Here is a 17947-nt window from a genome sequence, read left to right on the forward strand (position 1 = left end):
ACCACAACGCACCCGCAGCCCGCAAAGGACGGACAGGGGCACCCCCTCCCCGGAAAACGACTCAGCCCCCACGGAGTGCCCTCAGCGGCCCCCCGCTGCCGCTGAAGGCCGCCTCACGGGCAGCACCGGTCAGCTCCAGTTCGACGGCCGAGTCGAGCACGGCACACTGCAGCCGCTGCAGATCGGGCGAGGGATCCAGACCCAGTTCGCGGGATAGAACCCCCCGCAGCCGCTGGTAGACCTCCAGCGCGTTGCCGCGTCTGCCCGAGCGGTACAGGGCGAGCATCAGCTGCGCCTGAATCCCCTCGTGCAGCGGGTGCTGCGCGGCCAACCCGGAGAGTTCGCCGACCAGTTCGTGGTGCCGGCCCAGGCTGAGGTCGACCTCGATGCGCTGGTTGAGGATGCCCAGCCGGGACTCCTCCAGCCGGGTCGCCTCGATCTCCAGCAGCGGTCCGCACTGCACGTCCACCAGTGCGGGCCCGCGCCACAGCTCCAGCGCCCTGCGGAAGGAGGCGGAGGCGCCCACGAAGTCACCGGCCTCCAGCGCCCGGTGTCCGGCGCCGGAGAGCCGTTCGAACTCCGAGACGTCGACCATGCCGCCCTGGGTGTCCAGCAGATAGCCGCCGGACTCGGTGATCAGTACGCTCTTGGCGCCGTTCGGCAGGTCGGCGGGAAGCCGATCGCCGAGGGCCGCCGCGATGAGGTTGCGCAGTTGTAGTACGTACGTTTGCAGTGTGGTCTGGACGCTGCGCGGCGGTGACTCTCCCCATAGCTCCTCCACCAGGGAGGCGACGGAGACCACCTGGTCCGGGTAGAGGGCCAGCAGGGCGAGCACCTTTCTCGGTTTGACCGCGGTCGGGACGACGGAGACCCCCGATTGGACGACCCTGCAGGGCCCCAGCACGCTGATGTCCATCTCTCGCTCCCTTCGGGTGCGTTGTGTGCGAGATCGAAACGATGTGTCGTACGTCGGAACTCGGAACACTCGGAACTCGGAACTACATGGATGCTTCGGACAGGTGCGAGACGCGCTCCCGCCCGGTGCGCAGGCGCAGTTGTGCCGCCAGCAGCTCGGGCAGCGCGGTGTCGCGGACGAAGAAGTGGCCGCCGGGGACGGTGTGCACGGCGAACGGCCCGTTCGCCCAGCGCCGCCACTCGGCGACGGCGGCGGGCGGTGCGGCCTCGTCCGCGGTGCCGGCGAAGGCGTGCACAGGGCAGTCGAGCGGCTCGTTCCAGCCCTCGTCCGCCGCACCGTCGACCCCGCGCAGGCTGGCGGCGAGCCGCAGGTCGTCGCGCATGGTGGACAGCAGGGTGCGCAGCCAGCGCGGGCGCTCGAACAGATAGGAGGGCAGCGTGCCGTAGCGGTCCAGCGCGGCCAGCAGCGCCGCGTCGGGCAACTCACGCTGGTCGGTCAGCGGCGTCGGCAGATGCGGCGGCGGGCAGGCGCCCAGCCCGACCAGTGCCGGCGTCGGGCGGCCCGCGCGCCGTACCCGCTGTGCGAAGCGGTAGGCGACGAGGGCGCCGAGGCTGTGCCCGTACAGCGCGTACGGCTGTTCCAGCAGTGGACCGAGTTGTGCGTCGAGCTCGTCCAGCAGCCGGCGCCCGTCGGTGATCCTGGGCTCACGCAGCCGGGTCTCCCGGCCGGGGAGCCGGACGGGCAGTACACATACGCCGGGATCGAAACCGCGGCGCCAGCGCGCGAAGGTGAGCGCGCCCGCACCCGCGTGGTGGAAGCAGAACAGCCGCAGTCCGTCGGCGGACACCTCGCCCGTGCCGGGCGGTGCGTCCGTCGGCCGGTGGCCGGGAGGTGCCGCGAGATACGCGTTCATCCCTCCCCCCTTCCCCCGTCCCCTTGACGGGGCCGGTCGCCGAGGGCCAGATCCTCACGACCGGCGCTGGACGACAGCTCGAAGCGGGGTGGACCGGGCCCGGGTAGGGCACATCACCCCGCGAGACCGGCGGCCTGGCCCGAGCCGGTTCCGCGCCACGCGTCCAAGGCATCCTCGCCCCGGAGAATGGCCTGGTGAAGGCGGTCGATCCGGGGCGAGGGCTCCAGGCCCAACTCCTCCACGAGGGTGCCGCGCAGCCGCCGGAAAGCGATCAGCGCGTCCGAGGAGCGGCCGTCCTGGTGGAAGGCGACCATCAGCAGCGCGTGCAGATTCTCGTAGAGCGGATAGCGGCCGCGCAGCGCGCACAGTTCGCCCAGCACCTCGCGGTGCCGCCCCATCCTCAGGTCGGCGTCGATACGCCGCTCCAGCGCGCCCAGCCTGCTCTCCTCCAGCCGGGTGGCCTCGATGGACAGGTGTTTGCCGTGCGGGAGGTCGGCGAGCGCGGGGCCGCGCCACAGCGCGAGTGCGGAGTCCAGCAGCTGCGACGACTTGGCCATGTCGCCCGCCTCGTAGGCGGCGTGCCCGGTGCGGGTCAGCCGCGCGAACTCGAGCGCGTCGACGTCGCAGTCGGCGATCTCCAGCTGATAGCCGCCGTGCCGGGTGGCCAGGATGTCCTTGTCGCTGGGCGCGTACGGGTCGCGGGGCGCGGGTCCGGCGCCGGGCAGCGCGCCCGGTTCGCCGAGCGCGGCGCGCAGCCTGCGGCGCAGTTGCAGGATGTAGGTCTGGAGTGTGGTGGGGGCGCTGCGCGGCGGGCCCGAGCCCCACACCTCCTCCATCAGGTCGGACACCGGCACGATGTGCCGGCTCTGGAGGGCGAGCAGGGCCAGGATCTGCCGCGGCTTGGCCGCGCTCGGCGCGATCGAGACGCCCGCCGTCTCGGCGTGCAGAGTTCCCAGCACCCTGATACGCATTGGGGGCCTCCCCGTTGGCGGTTCTCGCAGAAGTGATGCGAAGTGATACAGGATCTGGAGAATCCCACCCCGGCCGTGTGGGGGAACAGTGAGTAACTCACGATCATGGCGCGGATATGTGGCGGGACGAGCCATGAATTCTTCACATGGAGGGTCGTGAAGCGGCCACTGGCCCCCGTACCGGGTCCCACTCACACTTCTGTTCTGCGCAACGGACCCATCAAATCGGGCCACTCCCCACACCGCGTCGCCCCATGAGTCCACGGGGGGCCATGGGTTTCTCTCAGCAGACGGGAGACGTCACGATGTCAGGTCACGCGCTCGCCAAGGTCACCGTCAACCGCGCGCACAGCGCCCTTGACTCCATCGACCAGGACTGGCGCTTCGCCGAATTGACCGCCCAGTGCTGTCTCGACCCGGCCCTCGCGGTGCGCTACGCGGTCGAACCGCGCAGCGTGCTGGCCGAGTTCGGCATACCCACCGACGAGCGGACGCACATTCCGGCGCTGCCCACCGGGCTCGGCTGCGAGGTGACCATCACCAGCCTCAACCCGCGCGACACCGTCGGCCACTCCGCCCTGTGCGACAGCTGGACGTACGCAGCGCCGGCCGAGCAGCGCATCCCCACCGTTCCGATCTCCCCCATCGAACCGGGCTGCTGAGTCAGCTCGAAGCACACAGAGCGGGGGATACACAGAATGGAGATCGAAACCGCACTGCCCCGACTGGGGTTCCGTAAGAATCTGCGCCCGGCCGTCGTGCCGGGGGACGCCACGTATCTCGTCTCCGAGCAGGGAGTCACAGCGGTCGAGGGCGCGGCGATGGCCGCCCTGGCGCCGCTGCTCGACGGCAGCCGGGATCTGGCCGAACTGGCCCGCGATACCCGCGGAGTGCTCTCGCCCGGCCAACTGGGCAGCCTGCTGGGCCAGTTGACCGAGGCCAACCTCGTCGCCAGCTTCGCCCCCACCTCCGGTTCGAGCGCGGCACAGTCCGATGCCACCTCAGCGTTCTGGGAGTCCGCCGGGCTGAACGGGGTACGGGCCGACGCCGAACTGTCCGCGGGACGGGTCAGACTGCTCACCCTCGACGGGAGCGAGGACCCCGGCGCCGCCCGGGACGCGTTCCGGGCCGCCGGAGTGGCGCTGACCGAGCCGGACGACACCTCCGGGCACACCCTGACGGTGGTGCTGTGCGAGGACTATCTCTCGCCGGCGCTGGCCGATATCGACGCGGCGCAGCGGCGCACCGGCCGGCCCTGGCTGCTGGCGAAGCCGTACGGCGTCGAACCGTGGCTCGGGCCGTTCTTCCAGCCGGGCGAGGGCGCCTGCTGGCACTGCCTCGCGCACCGCCTCAGACACCACAGGACGGCGCACAGCTATGTGGGCCAGGCGCTGGGCCTGTCCGCGCCGGTCACGCCGCCGCGTGCGCACATCCCCGCGAGCCGGGCCTGTGCGCTCCACATGCTGGCGTTCCGGGCGGCGACCTGGCTGGGCGGGTTCCGGGACGCACGCCAGTCGGCGGTATGGACCCTGGACAGCCTGCGCGGCGAGGGCCGGCACCACCCGGTCGAGCGCCGGCCGCAGTGCCCGGCCTGCGGCGATCCGGCGCTGGTTGCCGTCCGCACGCGGCAGCCGGTGACGCTCGTCTCCCGTCCCAAGGTGATCACGGGCGGTGGTCACCGGTCGCTGTCGAGCCGCGAGATGCTTCAGCGGTACGAGCGCCTCGTCGGCGAGGTCACCGGCGTGGTGCGGCTGCTGCAACGTGACCCGCGCTGCCCGTCCGACCTCAACGCCTTTGTGTCCGGCAGCAATCCGGCCCTGCTCGGCAACGGGGTGCGCACCCTGCGCTCGGCGCTGCGCAGCCACAGCGCGGGCAAGGGCGTCACGGAGCTGGAGGCGAAGGTCGGGGCGCTGTGCGAGGCGCTGGAGCGGTACTCCGGCACCTTCCAGGGAGACGAGGCCCGCATCCAGGGGCGCTTCACCGAGCTGGGCGGCGCGGCGGTGCATCCCAACTCCTGCCAGCTGTACGACGAGCGGCAGTACGCCCACCGGCGGGAGTGGAACGCGGTGCACTCGCCGTTCCAGTTCGTCTGCGATCCGTTCGACGAGCAGGCGGTCATCGACTGGACCCCGGTGTGGTCGCTGACCGAGCGGCGGCACCGGCTGCTGCCCACCTCCATGCTCTATTTCGCCACCCCGCAGCACACCGAAGCGCCGGTCTTCGCCCGCGCCGACTCCAACGGCAACGCGGCGGGCAGCAGCCTGGAGGACGCCATCCTCCAGGGCTTCCTGGAGCTGGTGGAACGCGACGCGGTGGCGCTGTGGTGGTACAACCGCACCCGTCAGCCGCAGGTGGACCCGGAGTCCTTCGGCGAGGAGTGGATCTCCCGGATGCGCGCCTCGTACGCCGCGATGGGCCGCGAGTTCTGGGTGCTGGACCTGACCTCGGACCTGGGCATCCCGGTGATGTGCGCCGTCTCCCGGCACACCGACCGCACCCGCTGCGACCGGGAGGACATCCTGTTCGGCTTCGGCTGCCATCAGGACCCGGCGCTGGCCCTGCGCAGGGCGTTGACGGAGATGACCCAGATGCTGCCCGCAGTGCTGGACACCCGACTCAGCTTCGAGGACCCGGTCTTCCGGGACTGGTGCGTCCGGCGCAGGGTCGCCGACCAGTCCTATCTGGCGCCGGATCCGGAGGCGGCCGTGCTGTGTGCCGCCGACTACACCTACACACCACGCCCCGACCTGCGCGAGGACGTGGAGGACGCGGTGGCGCTGCTGCGCCGGCACGGCATGGACATGCTGGTGCTTGATCAGACCCGGCCCGATCTGGGCATCCCGGTGGTGAAGGTCGTCGTGCCGGGGCTGCGGCACTTCTGGGCACGATTCGCACCCGGAAGGCTCTACGATGTGCCCGTTTCACTCGGCCGTCTCGCTCAGCCGCCGCACTACGACGGCCTTAACCCCATCCCGGTGTTCGTCTAGCCGATGGTGGCCCCCGACCCCCTCGCCTATGCTGTGCACACCTTCGGCGGGGCGAGGGGGGATCGCAAGGTGAGCCCTGGGGGAGAGCGAGCCTCTTTACAGCAGCAATCTTTACGTCAGCGACCACAGCACTGGGCACTGAGGACGCCCGTGTACGGGGTCGACGCCGCCATGGCTCCGCGGATAGTGCTGACCGTCTTCGTCGTGGCGCTCAGCGGAATCATGGGCGCGGCCGTGCTGCACCTGCTGACCATCGGCGGCTCGCTGAACCAGATCCTGGTCGGCGGTACGGCGATCGCGGTGATGTTCTGCACCCAGGTGGCCCGCTCGACCCAGCGCGGCATGCGGCTTAGCCGCGCCTACCAGTACGGGGTGCTCGTCGTGCAGACGATCTGCACCTTTCTGCCGATGCTGCTGCTGGGTACGTCCTGGGTCGGGCTGCCGGGGCTGCTCGCCGGCTCGCTGCTGCTGACGCTGCGGAAGCCCTGGTCATGGCTGGGGATGGCCGGCTGCCTGGCCAGCGTCATGATCGTCACCACCTCCTCGGGCTGGCCGCCGCTGGACGTGGCCTACAACGGGGTGTCCACGCTCACGACCTGCGCCGTCGTCTACGGGCTCACCAAGCTGTCCGAGATCGTCATCCAACTGCGTGCGGCACAGCAGGAGATCGCGCGGCTGGCCGTCGAGGAGGAGCGGCTGCGCTTCGCCCGTGATCTGCACGACCTGCTGGGCTACAGCCTGTCGGCGATCACCCTGCGCAGCGAGCTGGCGCACCGGCTGGTGGACGCCGATCCGCCCCGCGCCAAGGACGAGGTGACACATGTCCTGGAGATCTCCCGGCAGGCGCTGTCCGACGTACGGGCCGTGGCGCGCAGCTACCGCAACATCTCGCTGCCCGTCGAGATCTCCTCGGCCGTCTCGGTGTTCGAGGCGGCCGGAATCGAGGCGGAGGTCGACTCCACGCTGGAGAACATCTCGGAGACGGTCGGTACGGTGCTGGCCACGGTGCTGCGCGAGGGCGTGACCAACATCCTGCGGCACAGCAAGGTGCGGCACTGCCAGATCACCGTGCGCGGCGGCCCGGACCACGCCGTGCTGCGGCTGGTCAACGACGGGGTGCAGCCGCGCCCCGACCCGCTCGACCCGACCACTCCGCAGCCGGACGCCGACGGCGGCAGCGGCATCGGCAACCTGGCCACCCGAGTCGCCGCGATCGGCGGCACCCTGCACGCGGATGTGCACGAGGACGGCTGCTTCCATTTGGAAGCGAAGATTCCGCCTTCGGTACGCGGCGCCTAGGACCGGCGCTCCAGGCCGGCGACGCTCCAGGCCCCGCATCGCACGGAGGCGGGTCGTCCGGCTACAACCAGCCCTGCTCGCGGGCGATCCGCAGGGCGTCCACCCGGTTGCGCGCCCCGAGCTTGATCACGATGGTCGTCAGATAGTTGCGCACGGTGCCCACCGAGAGGAACAGCCGCCCCGCGATATCGGCGGCCTCCGCGCCCTCGGCCGCCAGCCGCAGCACCTCGGTCTCGCGCGCGGTGAGCGGGTTCTCCCGCGCCGACCAGGCATCCAGGGCGAGTTCGGGGTCGATGACGCGCTCCCCCGCCTGGATGCGGCGGATGGCGTCCGCCAGCTTGCTGGGCGGGGCGTCCTTGAGGAGGAAGCCGGAGACATGGGCCTCCAGCGCTCGGCGCAGATTGCCGGGCTGGCCCAGGCTGGTGAGGATCAGGGTGCGGCAGGACGGCAGCTTCTCGTGCACCTCGGCGGCCGCCGTCAGCCCGTCCATGCCCGGCAGATCGATGTCGATGACGGCGACGTCGGGGCGGTGCGCGAAGACGGTCGGCAGAATGTCGCTGCCCGAGTCGACCTCGGCGACGATCTCGATGTCCGTCTCGATGTCGAGCAGCGCCACCAGAGCGCCACGCACCATATGCATGTCCTCGGCGAGCACCACTGAGATCATCGTCGAGGTCCCCCGCGGACTCGGCCTGGCCTGACTGGCGTTGGAGACGAGAGAATACCGCCTCCCGCCGCCCGCAACACCGCCTCGACCATGAATCGAGGCCAAAGTTGAACAGTGCGTGCATGGCCCAGGATTCCGCCGCCCGTACCGACATCCGCGCCGACGCGCACACCAACTCGCACGCCTACCCTCCACCGCGCCGTTCGGCGACCGAGGTGCCCGACGCCTATGCCGTACTGCGTGCCCAGGAGCCGGTCGCCGAGGTCACCCTGCCCAGCGGCGACACCGGACACCTGGTCAGCCGCTATGCCGACGTACGGGCCGTGCTCGCCGATCCGCGCTGCTCACGGGCCGCGACCGTACTGCCCGAGGCACCGAAGCTGACGGCCGTCCCGTTCGACGCGGGCGGCCTGTTCACCATGGACCCGCCCGAGCACACCCGGCTGCGCGGCCTGGTCGCCCGCGCCTTCACCCCGCGCAGGGTGGAGGGCATGCGGCCCCGCATCGCCGAACTGGCCGGGGAGCTGGCCGACTCCATGGCGGCGGCAGGCAGCCCCACCGACCTGAACGCGGCGTTCGCCTTCCCGTTCCCGGTGGCCGTCATCTGCGAACTGCTCGGCGTCCCCTACGCGGACCGGGAACGGTTCCGTACCTGGTCGGACGCCGTACTGTCGCTGACCGCGCATACGCCCGAGGAGATGATGCGGCACAAGCAGGCGCTGCTGGGCTATTTGCGCGACCTGGTTGCCGACAAGCGGCGTGCGCCGGGCGAGGATCTGCTGAGTGCGCTGGTCGCCGTACGGGATGAGGAGGGCGGCGCGGAGGGCGGGCTGAGCGAGCATGAACTGCTCACCCTCGCCATGACGTTGCTCATCGCCGGGCACGAGACCACGGTCGGTGTGCTGGGCACCTCCGTCTTCACCCTGCTGCGGCAGCCCGGCCGGCTGGCCCTGGTACCGGACGGGGAGGAGGAGTCGGCCGCGCTGGTCGAGGAGCTGCTGCGGATCAACCCGATCGGGGACGGCGGGCCGCTGCGGGTCACCACGGAGCCGGTCGAGATCGCCGGGCGGGTACTCCCCGCCAACAGCGCGGTGATCGCCTCCATCTGCTCGGCGAACCGGGACGGTGCCCGCTTCCCGGACGCGGACCGCTTTGTTCCAGGCCGCGCCGATGATCCCACCCAGCCACCCCACCTGGCCTTCGGCCACGGCCCCCACTACTGCCTGGGCGCCCCTCTGGCCCGCGCCGAACTGTCCATCGCCCTCCACGTACTGGCCGACCGCTTCCCGACCATGCGCCTGGCCGCCCCCGTCGAGTCCATCACCATGCACACGGGCTTGCTGGTCAACCGCCTGACGGAGCTGCCGGTCGAGTGGGATTGAGCTTCTTGTGTCCCGGCTCAGGCTTGTGCGGTGACGATGAGCGTGCCGATGTGTCCCGGCTCGGGAGCGTCCAGCACGGTGGCCTCCGCGGCGGTGAACCCTGCGCGGGTCAGCAGGCGTTCCCATACGCGGGGCCGGAAGCTGTAACGGTAAGTGAACATCGCAGGCCCGGCGAAGCCGCCCTTGTACATGCCCTGCGGGCCATAAGCACCGGGAATGGCCGGCGGCTGGGAGAACACGAACACACCACCGGCGTTGAGCCGGGCCCGGACGAGGGGGAAGAGCCGCCCGGGATCGGCGAACCACGCGCAGCCGAAGACGGAGTAGATCGCGTCATAGGACGCCTTGTGCGAGTCGAGATGGTCGAGCACTTCGCCGCAAACGAAGGTGGCGCCCGGGATGCGCCAATGCTCTTTGAGCTTTTTGACCATGACGGGCGAGAGATCCAGTCCGGTCGCCTGCAACCCCTGCTTCGCGAGGTAGGCCACCGCGCGACCGGTGCCACAGCCGATCTCCAACGCGGTCTTCGGGGCCCCGAGCAGCTCGGGGCCGGGGCCGTGCGCGGCGTACTGGGTCCAGCGGAAGGCGGGCTCGGCGTCGGAGTCGAACGCCGATTCCGCGTACGAGTTCCACAGTTCGGTCTCGACGGCGATGTCGTGGGGAACGGGCACGGGGGGGTTCCTCTCCGGGAAGCCGGGGGGTGCCCGCCCCGGGCACGGTGCGGGCGGGGGCGGGCGCGGTCCTGGCGGTCGGTCAGCGAGGCGGGTCGGGGCAACGCTCGCCATCGCGCGGGCACGCCAACGCACACCGCACCACCAACTGCCCGCGCGAGTAATAGCCCGCGTACGCGTCGGCGTCCCGGTCGACACAGCCCCGCAGGTAGGCCAGCTTTCCGTCGACATCCGTCGGCGGCATGCCGCGTACCTCCTTCTCCAGCCAGGCGTAGGCATCTTCCGGGTCGGTGAAGGTGCCGGCCCGCATGGACTGCGGTTTGCGGAACCACTGCGCGATGGTGTTCGGGGGAACTGCCGACTGAAGATTCCGAGCCTCGCTGTCCTTCGGCCACTGTGCCCCGGTGTAGGCGTACGCGTGCCAGTGCACCGTCCGGCTTCCTTCCTGGTGGACGTGGCGCCCCGGTCCGCGAACGGAGCGCCACGCGTGCGGAGTTGTTACCGGTCGCCGCCGCCACAGCCTTGGCCGCTGCCGCAGTCAGGGGCGTCAGCCGGGTCGGTAGGCTCATCGTCCTCGGGATCGGCGGCCAGGATCAGGGCATGCATGGTGCTCCTCCTTCTGCTGGCTTTCTCGGGGACCCGCCTCCGGGGCTGCGGCCGTCACGCGTTGGAGTGGAAGCCGTGCGCGGCGGCTCGCCCAGGGGGCGGGGGTCATGAGGGGGCGCCTCCTCGTTTCCGCGCCCGGCGGATGATCTCGTCGACCACGGGCGGCAGGTTGGCCGGTCGCCTCCTGCAATCCGCGCACACCGGCACATCGCGGTCCGGACCGGTGGTGGACATGCAGCGGACGATTTCGACGCCGTGTGCGGTGCCGCAGCCTTCGCAGCGGGCCGTCACATCGCCACCGCCCTCACCGCGGAGAGCGGGTGTCGTCGGCCGCGACTCCGAGGCTGTGAGGATGGCGTCCAAGAGCAGCATCCCCGCCTCCAGCTGGACCATCGGGTTCGCGGGCAGCCCGTCCGACACGACGCGCGAGCCGGTCGGCGCTTCACGAGCGGACCGTTGCAACTCGACGGCGAACTGCCCGGCCTCGGGCCCGGTCGGATGCGCCAGTTCCAGATACGCGGCCTGGCGGGCGAGATGCGTGAGGACACGAGCGCGGTCCCCAGCACTGAAGTTCTCCCAGAAGAGCCGTAGGAACTTCGACTTCATGGCCTCCTCGGGGCCGTGTGTCCGCAGGCGCTCGGTCATGAACCGGCGGAGCGTCAGGTGGCGGGTGTCAGACACGACCGGCCTCCCGGGCCTCGGCCGCGGCGGCTCGCCTCGCCAGCGCCGCGATCGCCTGTTTGGCATCGGGGGATGTCGTCCACTGATGGGCCAGCGCTCGTGCGCACGGCAAGCAGGCGTACTCCCCACTCCCCGCTCCCGAGCCCTGCTCGTGGATGGTGATGAGCGCGACGTCGTCGGCCATGCCTTGGTGCCAGGCGCAGTATCCGGCCGTCATGTGGTCTTCTTCCTTCTCTGCGGATGGGCAGGCGCAGGTGCCCTGCGCGGTGATCCAGCCGGGCTCATCGCCGCTCGATGTGGGCTCGGCCCCGATCAGGACGGTCGGCAGTACGCCGCAGCGTCGGCACGCCACACGTTCGGCCAGGACCGCGTCCAGGACCGCGCGGACTGCCGGGTCACCGGCTGCTGTTGTCGGTGCGGCGCTCATACGAATGCCGCCGCGGGTAGACGGATGCGAGCGCCGAAGGCAGCGCCGAGCGCGACAGGGTCTGTCAGTCGGCCCGTACCGTCCGGGCTTTCGAGCCAGCCTCGGCCGTGCCCGTAGTCCCCGGGCGCCGGGCACCGCAGGGGTTTGCTGCGGGGCCACACGATGAGGCGGCGGAGGTTGTCCAAGTGGTCAGCTGCGTCCGGCGGAAGGAGCCACCAGGCCAGGCGGCTCTCCGGGTGGACGAGAACGGGGCCGAGCTTGCCCGCGCGGGAGAGGGCCGGTATGGCGTCCATGCTTTCCAGCAGGTCAGCCTCGACCACGTTCCACGTGGGCGGCACCCCCAAGGTGGCCAGACCATCGCGGGCCCATGCGGCGTAGACGTCAGTGGGGTGCGGCGTTGACTCGGCGAGCCAGCGGGCGCCGGCCGACCATGCGGGTCCCGCCTTTGTGTGCGCTGTTGAGAGCACCATGGCAGGACCGTAGGGAGAATCGGGATTCACCCAGGGCCTTGATTCTCGAATATTCGCCGCTCGTCAGCGCTGATTCGCCCGGATGCTCAAGTGAGGTCGATCTGCGCCCTCGCGCGGGTGATGAGCCGGTGCGCCTTGGCGCCGTAGACAGCCGGTGCCGTGATGGTCTGCCAGAGGCGGGCGTACAGTCCCACGCTCCCAGCGTCGTCCAGCCACAGTTCTGCGTGCCAGTCCTCGACGATGACCAGCCGCTCGTCGTACAGCCAGAACCCGTTCGCCGGGGGGATGTCCAACGGGGCCCCGAAGGGAACGATGCCAAGGTGCACGGTGTCCATGCCGAGGACACCGCTCAGTCTGTCGAGTTGCCCGGCGAGAACAGAGGGCGGGCACACCATGGCGTGCAGCGCTCCTTCCCACAGCACGATCTCGAAGCGGCGCCCCGGGTTGTACAGCTCCTCTTGGCGCCGTATACGGGCGCGGACAGCGTCGTCGATGTCCCGGACGGACTGCTGGAGGTCGGCGTACCGGGAGAAGATCGCACGGGCGTACTCGGCGGTCTGGAGGATTCCTACAACCATGGCAGGCTGCCATGCCCGCATCAACCGGGAGCGTTCACACTCGACGGTGAGCGTTTCCTGCACTGGCCGGTGCCCACTGGCCAACTGGCGGCGCCACGAGCGCGACCGCGACTCCAGCCCTGCGAGGCGGGATGTCAACTCGTCCGCAGCATTGGGGTGGCCGGTTGCCTGCGCCCAAGCGGTCAGGTCATCCGGGGTCGCGGTCTGCCGTCCCGTCTCCAGCTTTGAGACCTTCGACTGCGTCCAGCCCAGGCGTTCGGCGAGCTGGCGCCCGGTGAGGCCGCCACGCATTTCGCGGAGGCGGGCGCCGAGCGCCACACGCGCCTGTTGGAAGTCCGTGCTCACACCGCGAAGTTATCGTTCTGCCCGGTCGTAGGGGGTGGCGTAGTGCCACGCTGCCTCTCGCACCTGGCAGTACCGCACGACCTCAACCGGGTTGGAGACCAGCTCGACCCCGGTCATCTCGTCGGCTTCGTCGAACTGAAGCAAAGCCACCACACGGGCGTCGAAGATCCAGAAGTCTTCGGTGGGCAGCCGTAGCTCCTCGGCGGTGGCTCGCGGCAGAGTCCGGATGGTCTCTCCGACCGCCGTGTTGCGGCGGGCGTTGTCCAGGAGGTAGCGCTGGCCCTCGGTGGGTGGCGAGTCGAGGATGCGGACACGCTCGAACCGCTTACCATCCGCGGCCTGTTCGCGCCGGTTCACGCACCACGGGTCGTCAAGGTCCCATTGCACCGAGCCGGTCCGCAGGAACTCGCTGTAGGTGTCGGTCTCCTCGTCGGAGGCGTAGCGGCGGCGGGTCTCCAGTCGCCATGCCGAGTGCTTGAGTGTGGTGAACATCTGGCCGAAGTCTTCGAGGGTGATCGCCTCGCGGGTGGGCACAGGCTCCTTCGGGCCGAAGTTCGCGAGCAGCGCCCGCGGTACGGTCACGGCACATTCGGTGGGTTTCACGTTGGCGAGCTGCGCCATCTCTGCCGGGTCTGTGACTTTGTCGCCCTGGACGAGCCACTCGTCAGTGCCCTCGATCTCGTACAGCGTGGGGCATCCGTCGTTACCGCTGCCGCTGCCCACCATGCGGATTCGCCGCGTCATGCCGTCACCTTCCTCGGTTGCGGGATGGACCCGACGCTAGCTGGAGAGGCGGACAGTGCGGCAGGTATCGGGGGAGTCTCGTACAACCAGCGCAGCGACTCGGTAGGGTCGCTCGCTGAATCGGTGAGGTTCCCCAGCCCTCACAGCACGGAGCGTGCTAAAGCCGCGAGCCGTCACGCGCTCGCGGGCCGTAGCCGAAGGCCCGGTCGACGGCGATGTGGGCGAGCCAGCCGCAGGCGGCGACGGCCAACGTCCGGTTGCGCAGGGCGCGGGCGGCGCCGAAGAGGGTGAGGGGGATGCCGGGTGAGTGCAGGACGTTGTAAGGGCGGACCGCGTAGGGCGGGAGGGGGTCGAAGGTGGGTGCCGACGCCGCACCGTAGAGGAGGGCGGCGTCGGGGAGGAGCGCGGAGGTCCACAACACGCGGTTGCGGGGGCCGCCCAGCCTGGCGCCCGCGACAAGGGCCGCCGCGCCGATCGTGCCGCTCACAGTTCGGCCCCAAGGGGTGCGCCAGCTCCAGCCGTTCATGTCCGCAACCGGCCCCGCCGACCCCCGCGCAGTCCGGCGGCCGCCTCAAGTGCCGTACGGCGCAGCGGGTGGATGCCCAGATCGCGCAGGGCCGAGCCGAGCAGCAGGGGGCGGATCCGCGCGAGGTGGGCGGGGGCGCCGTGTTCATCGTCGACCATGAGGAACCGGCGCCGCGCCGACGGGTCGCGGGCCAGCGCCGCCGCGTCGCTGAGCGGCACGATGTCGTCCCGCAGCGCGGCGACGTAGGTGACGGGCAGGTCCGTCAGCCGGGCCAGCTCGTCCGCCGTCAGCGCCCACTCCCCCAAGTCGGCGGGCGGACGGCCGGTGAGCCGGGCCAGGGTGTGCACCGTCGTCGCGGGGAGGCCGGCGTGCCAGTCGCGGTCGTGGAAGAAGTGGCGTACGGGCGCGCCCACCGTGGAGACGCCCACGAGGCGGCGGTCCGTCAGCGCGGCCCGCAGCGCGAGGTGGCCGCCGAAGCTGAGGGCCACGGCGTGGGTGCGGCTGACGTCGGCCCGGTCCGCGAGCCGGTCGAGGAGGGCGCTCACCATGGCGGGCGCGGCGGCGTCGTAGGGCAGGGTGTTCTCCCCCACACCGGGCAGCTCCGTGACAGCGAGGGCGGTGCCCAGCGTGGTGGCGCGGGCCAGCAGCGGCGCCCACTGTTCCTTGACGGAGACGATGCCGCCGCAGACGACGATCAGGGGGCGGGGCGCCTGCCGGGACAGGCCAGCCGTCCATGCCGCGAACCCACCGCCGAGGGCGGGCAGTTCGAGCTCCGTACGGCTGATGCCGGGGTGGGCCGACCGCCAGTTGTCGAAGGAGCGGACGCACAGCCGCTGCGCCCGCTCCCGCGCGGGTCCGTCCACATAGGGGAAGCGGGCCAGCGCGTAGTGGCGGGCGGCGTCCAGGTGGCGACCACGGGCGGCGAGCGCGTCCCCGGCGCGGTTCCAGACGGCGGGCCAGGAGTCGGCGGCGTCGCCGTGTGCCGTACGGATACGGGAGAGCACGGCGCGGCAGCGGGCAGCCGGTATGCCCTGCGCGCGGGCGTGCAGGGGCGCGAGCGCGCGGAGTTCCGTCAGCGTCGGTGATTCGGTGCCGCTCATACGGGTCTCACCTCGCGTGCGAGCGCGCGGAGTTCCGTCAGCGTCGGTGCTTCGCTGCCGCGCATGCAAGTGGCGCCTCGCTTCATACCGGTGTCACCTCGCTTCATACACGTGTCGCCTCGCTTCATACGGGTGTCACCTCACTCGGGCAGTCCGCCTCGTCCCGTGCAGCGTCCGGGCGCCGGCCGGGGAAGTACGCCGGGGCCAGCACCCGCCGCCGCAGGGCCGGGCTGGCGTCCAGGGTGCGGTAGAGGGTCCGGCGCAGCGCTGTCGCGGCGGGCGCGGTCAGGGTGAACATCCGCTCCTGCCGCAGCTGGAGGGCGCGGGAGCGGCGTACGTGCGGCTCCCGGCGGCGCTGGAAGACCTGCAGGGCCCCGGTCAGTGCCCGGCCGCGGACCCGCCGGTCGCGGCCCAGCGCCTCGGCGACCAGCGGTGCCAGCTCCACCGCGTCGGCCAGCGCGTGGTTGACGCCCTGGCCGAGGACGGGCGAGAGGGTGTGCGCCGCGTCGCCGATCAGTACGACGCCGGGCGCCGACCAGCGCGGTACATCGGTGGTGAAGATGTCCAGCAGCGCGGTGTCCGACCAGCTGCGCAGCCCGGTGCGGGCCGACTCGGCCGCCTGCGCGGCCAGTTGGCCGAGTCGGGCGTGCAGCTGGTCGAGGCCGCCCGCGCGCAGTGCCCGCAGCCCGCCCTTGGGGATGTTGAGGCCGACCCGGACCGTGCCGTCCGTGCTGGGCAGGAACAGCCCGTGGCTGCTGCCGGCGATCCGCACCCGGTAGGCGCGTCTGTCCCAGTCGGCGGGGAAGGGCAGCTTCATCCACACCACGTCCCGCTCCAACGGCAGTTGCCGCGCCCGCTCCGCCAGCCCGCTCAGCCGGCGTACGGCGCTGTAGCGGCCGTCGGCGCCGACGGTCAGTGCCGCGCGGACCCGCACCGTTCCGGTCGGTGTGCTCGCCCGTACGCCCGTCACCGCCGGGCCCTCCACCAGCAGGCCGACCACCGTGGCGGGCTCCAGTACGGTGCAGGAGCCGGGCTGCCCGCCGGTCAGCTCCGCGAGCGCCGCCAGCAGGGTGGGCTGGGCGAGTTCCACCGGGTGCCGGTAGCGGTAGGGGAAGTCGGCGAACCGTACGTCGAGCACGCGGCGGCCCGCGTCCTCGATCTCCAGCCGGTCCACCCGGTGCGCCGCCTCGCGCACCCGCTCCCAGACGCCGAGCCCGGCCAGCAGCCGTACGCCGTCCGGTGAGACGGACTCGCCGCGGAAGGCGGGGCCCGTGCCGCGGGCCGGGTCGCGCTTCTCCAGCAGGACGACGTCGCAGCCCAGCCGGGTCAGCGCCAGCGCGAGAGCGCGGCCGCCCGGCCCGCCGCCGACCACGCACACGTCCGTGTCCAGGTCCGCCGTCCCGCTGCCGCTCGGCGCCGTCGGCTCGCAGCGGTCCTCCCCGGGCTGTTCACTCCGCACGGTTCCCCTCCCCCGTCTCGTCCACCAGTGCCGCGATGAGCCCCGCGTCCAGCATCGTGGCCGCCGCCGTGTCGCTCGTGTCGCCGAAGCCCGCGTCGAAGAGGGCGACGCTGACGGTGTAGGCCCGGTCGATCAGACAGGTGTGGAACGCCCACTCCTCGCCGGTGCCCGGCGCCCCGTCGGGCCGCAGCACCTGCACGTTGCGGTCCTGCGGGCTGAATCCGAACTCGGTGAAGCGGAACCGCATGCCCTGCCCGATGGCCTTGCTGTACGCCTCTTTCAGCGTCCACAGCCGCACCAGTGCGGCGTTGCGCCGCTCCTCGGCGATCTGCGCCAGGGTGCGGCGCTCGTACGGCGTACAGACCTGGTTCTCGGTGCCCAGACCCAGCATCGGCCGGTCCTTGGCCTCCGCGTCGACGCCGATCCAGCCGCGCCGGGTGAGGCCGACGAGCAGCAGGTCCTCGGTGTGGCTGAGGCTGATGTCGATCTGGTCGAGGCCGCGCAGATAGGGGCGCCCGCCGGGCTTGTAGGCCAGTTCGACGGCTTCCGGCGCGGCCTCGATGACCGCGCACGCCACATGTTTGAGCAGCAGTCTGGACGCCACGAAGCGGGCCCTGACCTGCGGATGGGTCATCTTCTGGAAGCGGACGTGGTCCCGGCCGAGCAGCGGCCGCAGCCGCGGGTCCTCCAGGTCGTCGGGCAGCCACTGCGCCAACCGCGCGTGCACGACGACGCTGCCGTGGCGCTCGACCGCCGCACGGACCCGCTCCCAGGGTCCCTCCGGTCCGCTCACCCGCACCGGCCGGGCGAGGGTCTGTGCCGTTCGCTCGTCCGTCGCGGGGCCCAAGGTGATCGCCATGCCAGCCCTCCAGGCGTGTCCCCACGCCGTCGAGTACGTCCGCCGCGCGGTGACCCGGCGAGTTCACCGCGAGCGTGCCCGGCAGTGCCTGCCGGGCGGCCGGGGCGCGTGCGGTCATGTGCCCACCGCTACGGCCCAGATGTCGCGCAGGCTGCGTGCCTGGAGTACGGCGTCCACCGGTACCGGCCGGCCCAGTTCCTGCTCCAGCAGCGCGACCAGCCGCAGCAGGTGTACGGAGTCCCACTCGGCCAGCTCGGTCAACTCCGCCTCGGCGTCGGCGGAGGCGAGCGCCGTACCGAGGTGCGTATTGGCGAGTTCGATCAGTTCTTCGACGGTGCGCACGCCC

At 71.4% G+C, this 17947-nt stretch carries 20 protein-coding genes; 4 read left to right on the plus strand and 16 right to left on the minus strand.

Annotated elements, in window-relative coordinates; all coding sequences use genetic code 11:
- Positions 1-61: 61 nt before the first annotated feature.
- The 3 genes from ACQEU8_RS26685 to ACQEU8_RS26695 all read right to left on the minus strand — a co-directional run bounded on the left by ACQEU8_RS26685 (position 62) and on the right by ACQEU8_RS26695 (position 2800).
- Positions 62-916: an AfsR/SARP family transcriptional regulator gene (locus ACQEU8_RS26685; RefSeq protein ID WP_433105398.1), complete on the minus strand. Its 855-nt coding sequence runs from the start codon at positions 914-916 to the stop codon at positions 62-64.
- An 82-nt stretch (positions 917-998) separates the two neighbouring features.
- Positions 999-1829: a thioesterase II family protein gene (locus ACQEU8_RS26690; protein WP_433105400.1), complete on the minus strand. Its 831-nt coding sequence runs from the start codon at positions 1827-1829 to the stop codon at positions 999-1001.
- Between the two features lie 113 nt (positions 1830-1942).
- Positions 1943-2800, minus strand: a complete 858-nt coding sequence (locus ACQEU8_RS26695; RefSeq protein ID WP_433105402.1) for an AfsR/SARP family transcriptional regulator — start codon at positions 2798-2800, stop codon at positions 1943-1945.
- Positions 2801-3105: 305 nt separating this feature from the next.
- Here ACQEU8_RS26695 and ACQEU8_RS26700 point away from each other — a divergent pair, with 305 nt between their 5' ends.
- From ACQEU8_RS26700 to ACQEU8_RS26710, 3 genes are all read left to right on the plus strand, one after another.
- Positions 3106-3462: a hypothetical protein gene (locus tag ACQEU8_RS26700; RefSeq protein ID WP_433105404.1), complete on the plus strand. Its 357-nt coding sequence runs from the start codon at positions 3106-3108 to the stop codon at positions 3460-3462.
- A gap of 36 nt (positions 3463-3498) precedes the next feature.
- Positions 3499-5787 (plus strand): TOMM precursor leader peptide-binding protein, encoded by a 2289-nt coding sequence (locus tag ACQEU8_RS26705; protein ID WP_433105406.1) that lies wholly within the window; start codon positions 3499-3501, stop codon positions 5785-5787.
- Between the two features lie 171 nt (positions 5788-5958).
- Positions 5959-7086 (plus strand): sensor histidine kinase, encoded by a 1128-nt coding sequence (locus ACQEU8_RS26710; RefSeq protein ID WP_433105408.1) that lies wholly within the window; start codon positions 5959-5961, stop codon positions 7084-7086.
- Between the two features lie 61 nt (positions 7087-7147).
- Here ACQEU8_RS26710 and ACQEU8_RS26715 read toward each other — a convergent pair whose 3' ends face one another.
- The gene (locus tag ACQEU8_RS26715) at positions 7148-7753 is read right to left on the minus strand and encodes a response regulator transcription factor (RefSeq protein WP_433105410.1); all 606 of its coding nucleotides are present in this window, start codon (positions 7751-7753) and stop codon (positions 7148-7150) included.
- A gap of 122 nt (positions 7754-7875) precedes the next feature.
- On the opposite strand from ACQEU8_RS26715, the gene ACQEU8_RS26720 reads away from it, so the two are divergent.
- Positions 7876-9135: a cytochrome P450 gene (locus ACQEU8_RS26720; RefSeq protein WP_433105412.1), complete on the plus strand. Its 1260-nt coding sequence runs from the start codon at positions 7876-7878 to the stop codon at positions 9133-9135.
- 17 nt (positions 9136-9152) lie between these two features.
- Here ACQEU8_RS26720 and ACQEU8_RS26725 read toward each other — a convergent pair whose 3' ends face one another.
- The 12 genes from ACQEU8_RS26725 to ACQEU8_RS26780 form a co-directional block, all read right to left on the minus strand.
- Positions 9153-9806, minus strand: a complete 654-nt coding sequence (locus tag ACQEU8_RS26725) for a class I SAM-dependent methyltransferase (protein WP_433105414.1) — start codon at positions 9804-9806, stop codon at positions 9153-9155.
- Positions 9807-9888: 82 nt separating this feature from the next.
- Entirely contained in the window at positions 9889-10236 is a 348-nt protein-coding gene (locus tag ACQEU8_RS26730) for a hypothetical protein (protein ID WP_433105416.1), read from the minus strand.
- Between the two features lie 281 nt (positions 10237-10517).
- Positions 10518-11093 (minus strand): hypothetical protein, encoded by a 576-nt coding sequence (locus ACQEU8_RS26735; protein WP_433105418.1) that lies wholly within the window; start codon positions 11091-11093, stop codon positions 10518-10520.
- Positions 11086-11520, minus strand: a complete 435-nt coding sequence (locus tag ACQEU8_RS26740; RefSeq protein ID WP_433105420.1) for a hypothetical protein — start codon at positions 11518-11520, stop codon at positions 11086-11088. Before ACQEU8_RS26740 ends, ACQEU8_RS26735 begins: the two co-directional genes overlap by 8 nt.
- Positions 11517-11990 (minus strand): hypothetical protein, encoded by a 474-nt coding sequence (locus tag ACQEU8_RS26745; protein WP_433105422.1) that lies wholly within the window; start codon positions 11988-11990, stop codon positions 11517-11519. The genes ACQEU8_RS26740 and ACQEU8_RS26745 overlap by 4 nt, the downstream gene beginning before the upstream one ends.
- A gap of 86 nt (positions 11991-12076) precedes the next feature.
- Positions 12077-12913 carry a helix-turn-helix domain-containing protein gene (locus tag ACQEU8_RS26750; protein ID WP_433105424.1) on the minus strand — a complete coding sequence of 279 codons (837 nt, stop codon included), beginning with the start codon at positions 12911-12913 and terminating at the stop codon, positions 12077-12079.
- 9 nt (positions 12914-12922) lie between these two features.
- Entirely contained in the window at positions 12923-13657 is a 735-nt protein-coding gene (locus ACQEU8_RS26755) for a DUF6879 family protein (RefSeq protein ID WP_433105426.1), read from the minus strand.
- Positions 13658-13814: 157 nt separating this feature from the next.
- Positions 13815-14144 (minus strand): DUF4260 family protein, encoded by a 330-nt coding sequence (locus tag ACQEU8_RS26760; RefSeq protein ID WP_433105428.1) that lies wholly within the window; start codon positions 14142-14144, stop codon positions 13815-13817.
- Between the two features lie 35 nt (positions 14145-14179).
- Positions 14180-15283 (minus strand): alpha/beta hydrolase, encoded by a 1104-nt coding sequence (locus ACQEU8_RS26765; RefSeq protein WP_433105430.1) that lies wholly within the window; start codon positions 15281-15283, stop codon positions 14180-14182.
- Between the two features lie 124 nt (positions 15284-15407).
- The gene (locus ACQEU8_RS26770; protein WP_433105432.1) at positions 15408-16742 is read right to left on the minus strand and encodes an FAD-dependent monooxygenase; all 1335 of its coding nucleotides are present in this window, start codon (positions 16740-16742) and stop codon (positions 15408-15410) included.
- Positions 16732-17601: a 4'-phosphopantetheinyl transferase superfamily protein gene (locus ACQEU8_RS26775; protein ID WP_433105434.1), complete on the minus strand. Its 870-nt coding sequence runs from the start codon at positions 17599-17601 to the stop codon at positions 16732-16734. Before ACQEU8_RS26775 ends, ACQEU8_RS26770 begins: the two co-directional genes overlap by 11 nt.
- A 114-nt stretch (positions 17602-17715) precedes the next feature.
- The gene (locus ACQEU8_RS26780) at positions 17716-17943 is read right to left on the minus strand and encodes an acyl carrier protein (RefSeq protein WP_433105436.1); all 228 of its coding nucleotides are present in this window, start codon (positions 17941-17943) and stop codon (positions 17716-17718) included.
- Between the last annotated feature and the right edge of the window lie 4 nt (positions 17944-17947).

Source organism: Streptomyces sp. CA-250714 (assembly GCF_050936705.1).
Lineage (GTDB): Bacteria > Actinomycetota > Actinomycetes > Streptomycetales > Streptomycetaceae > Streptomyces.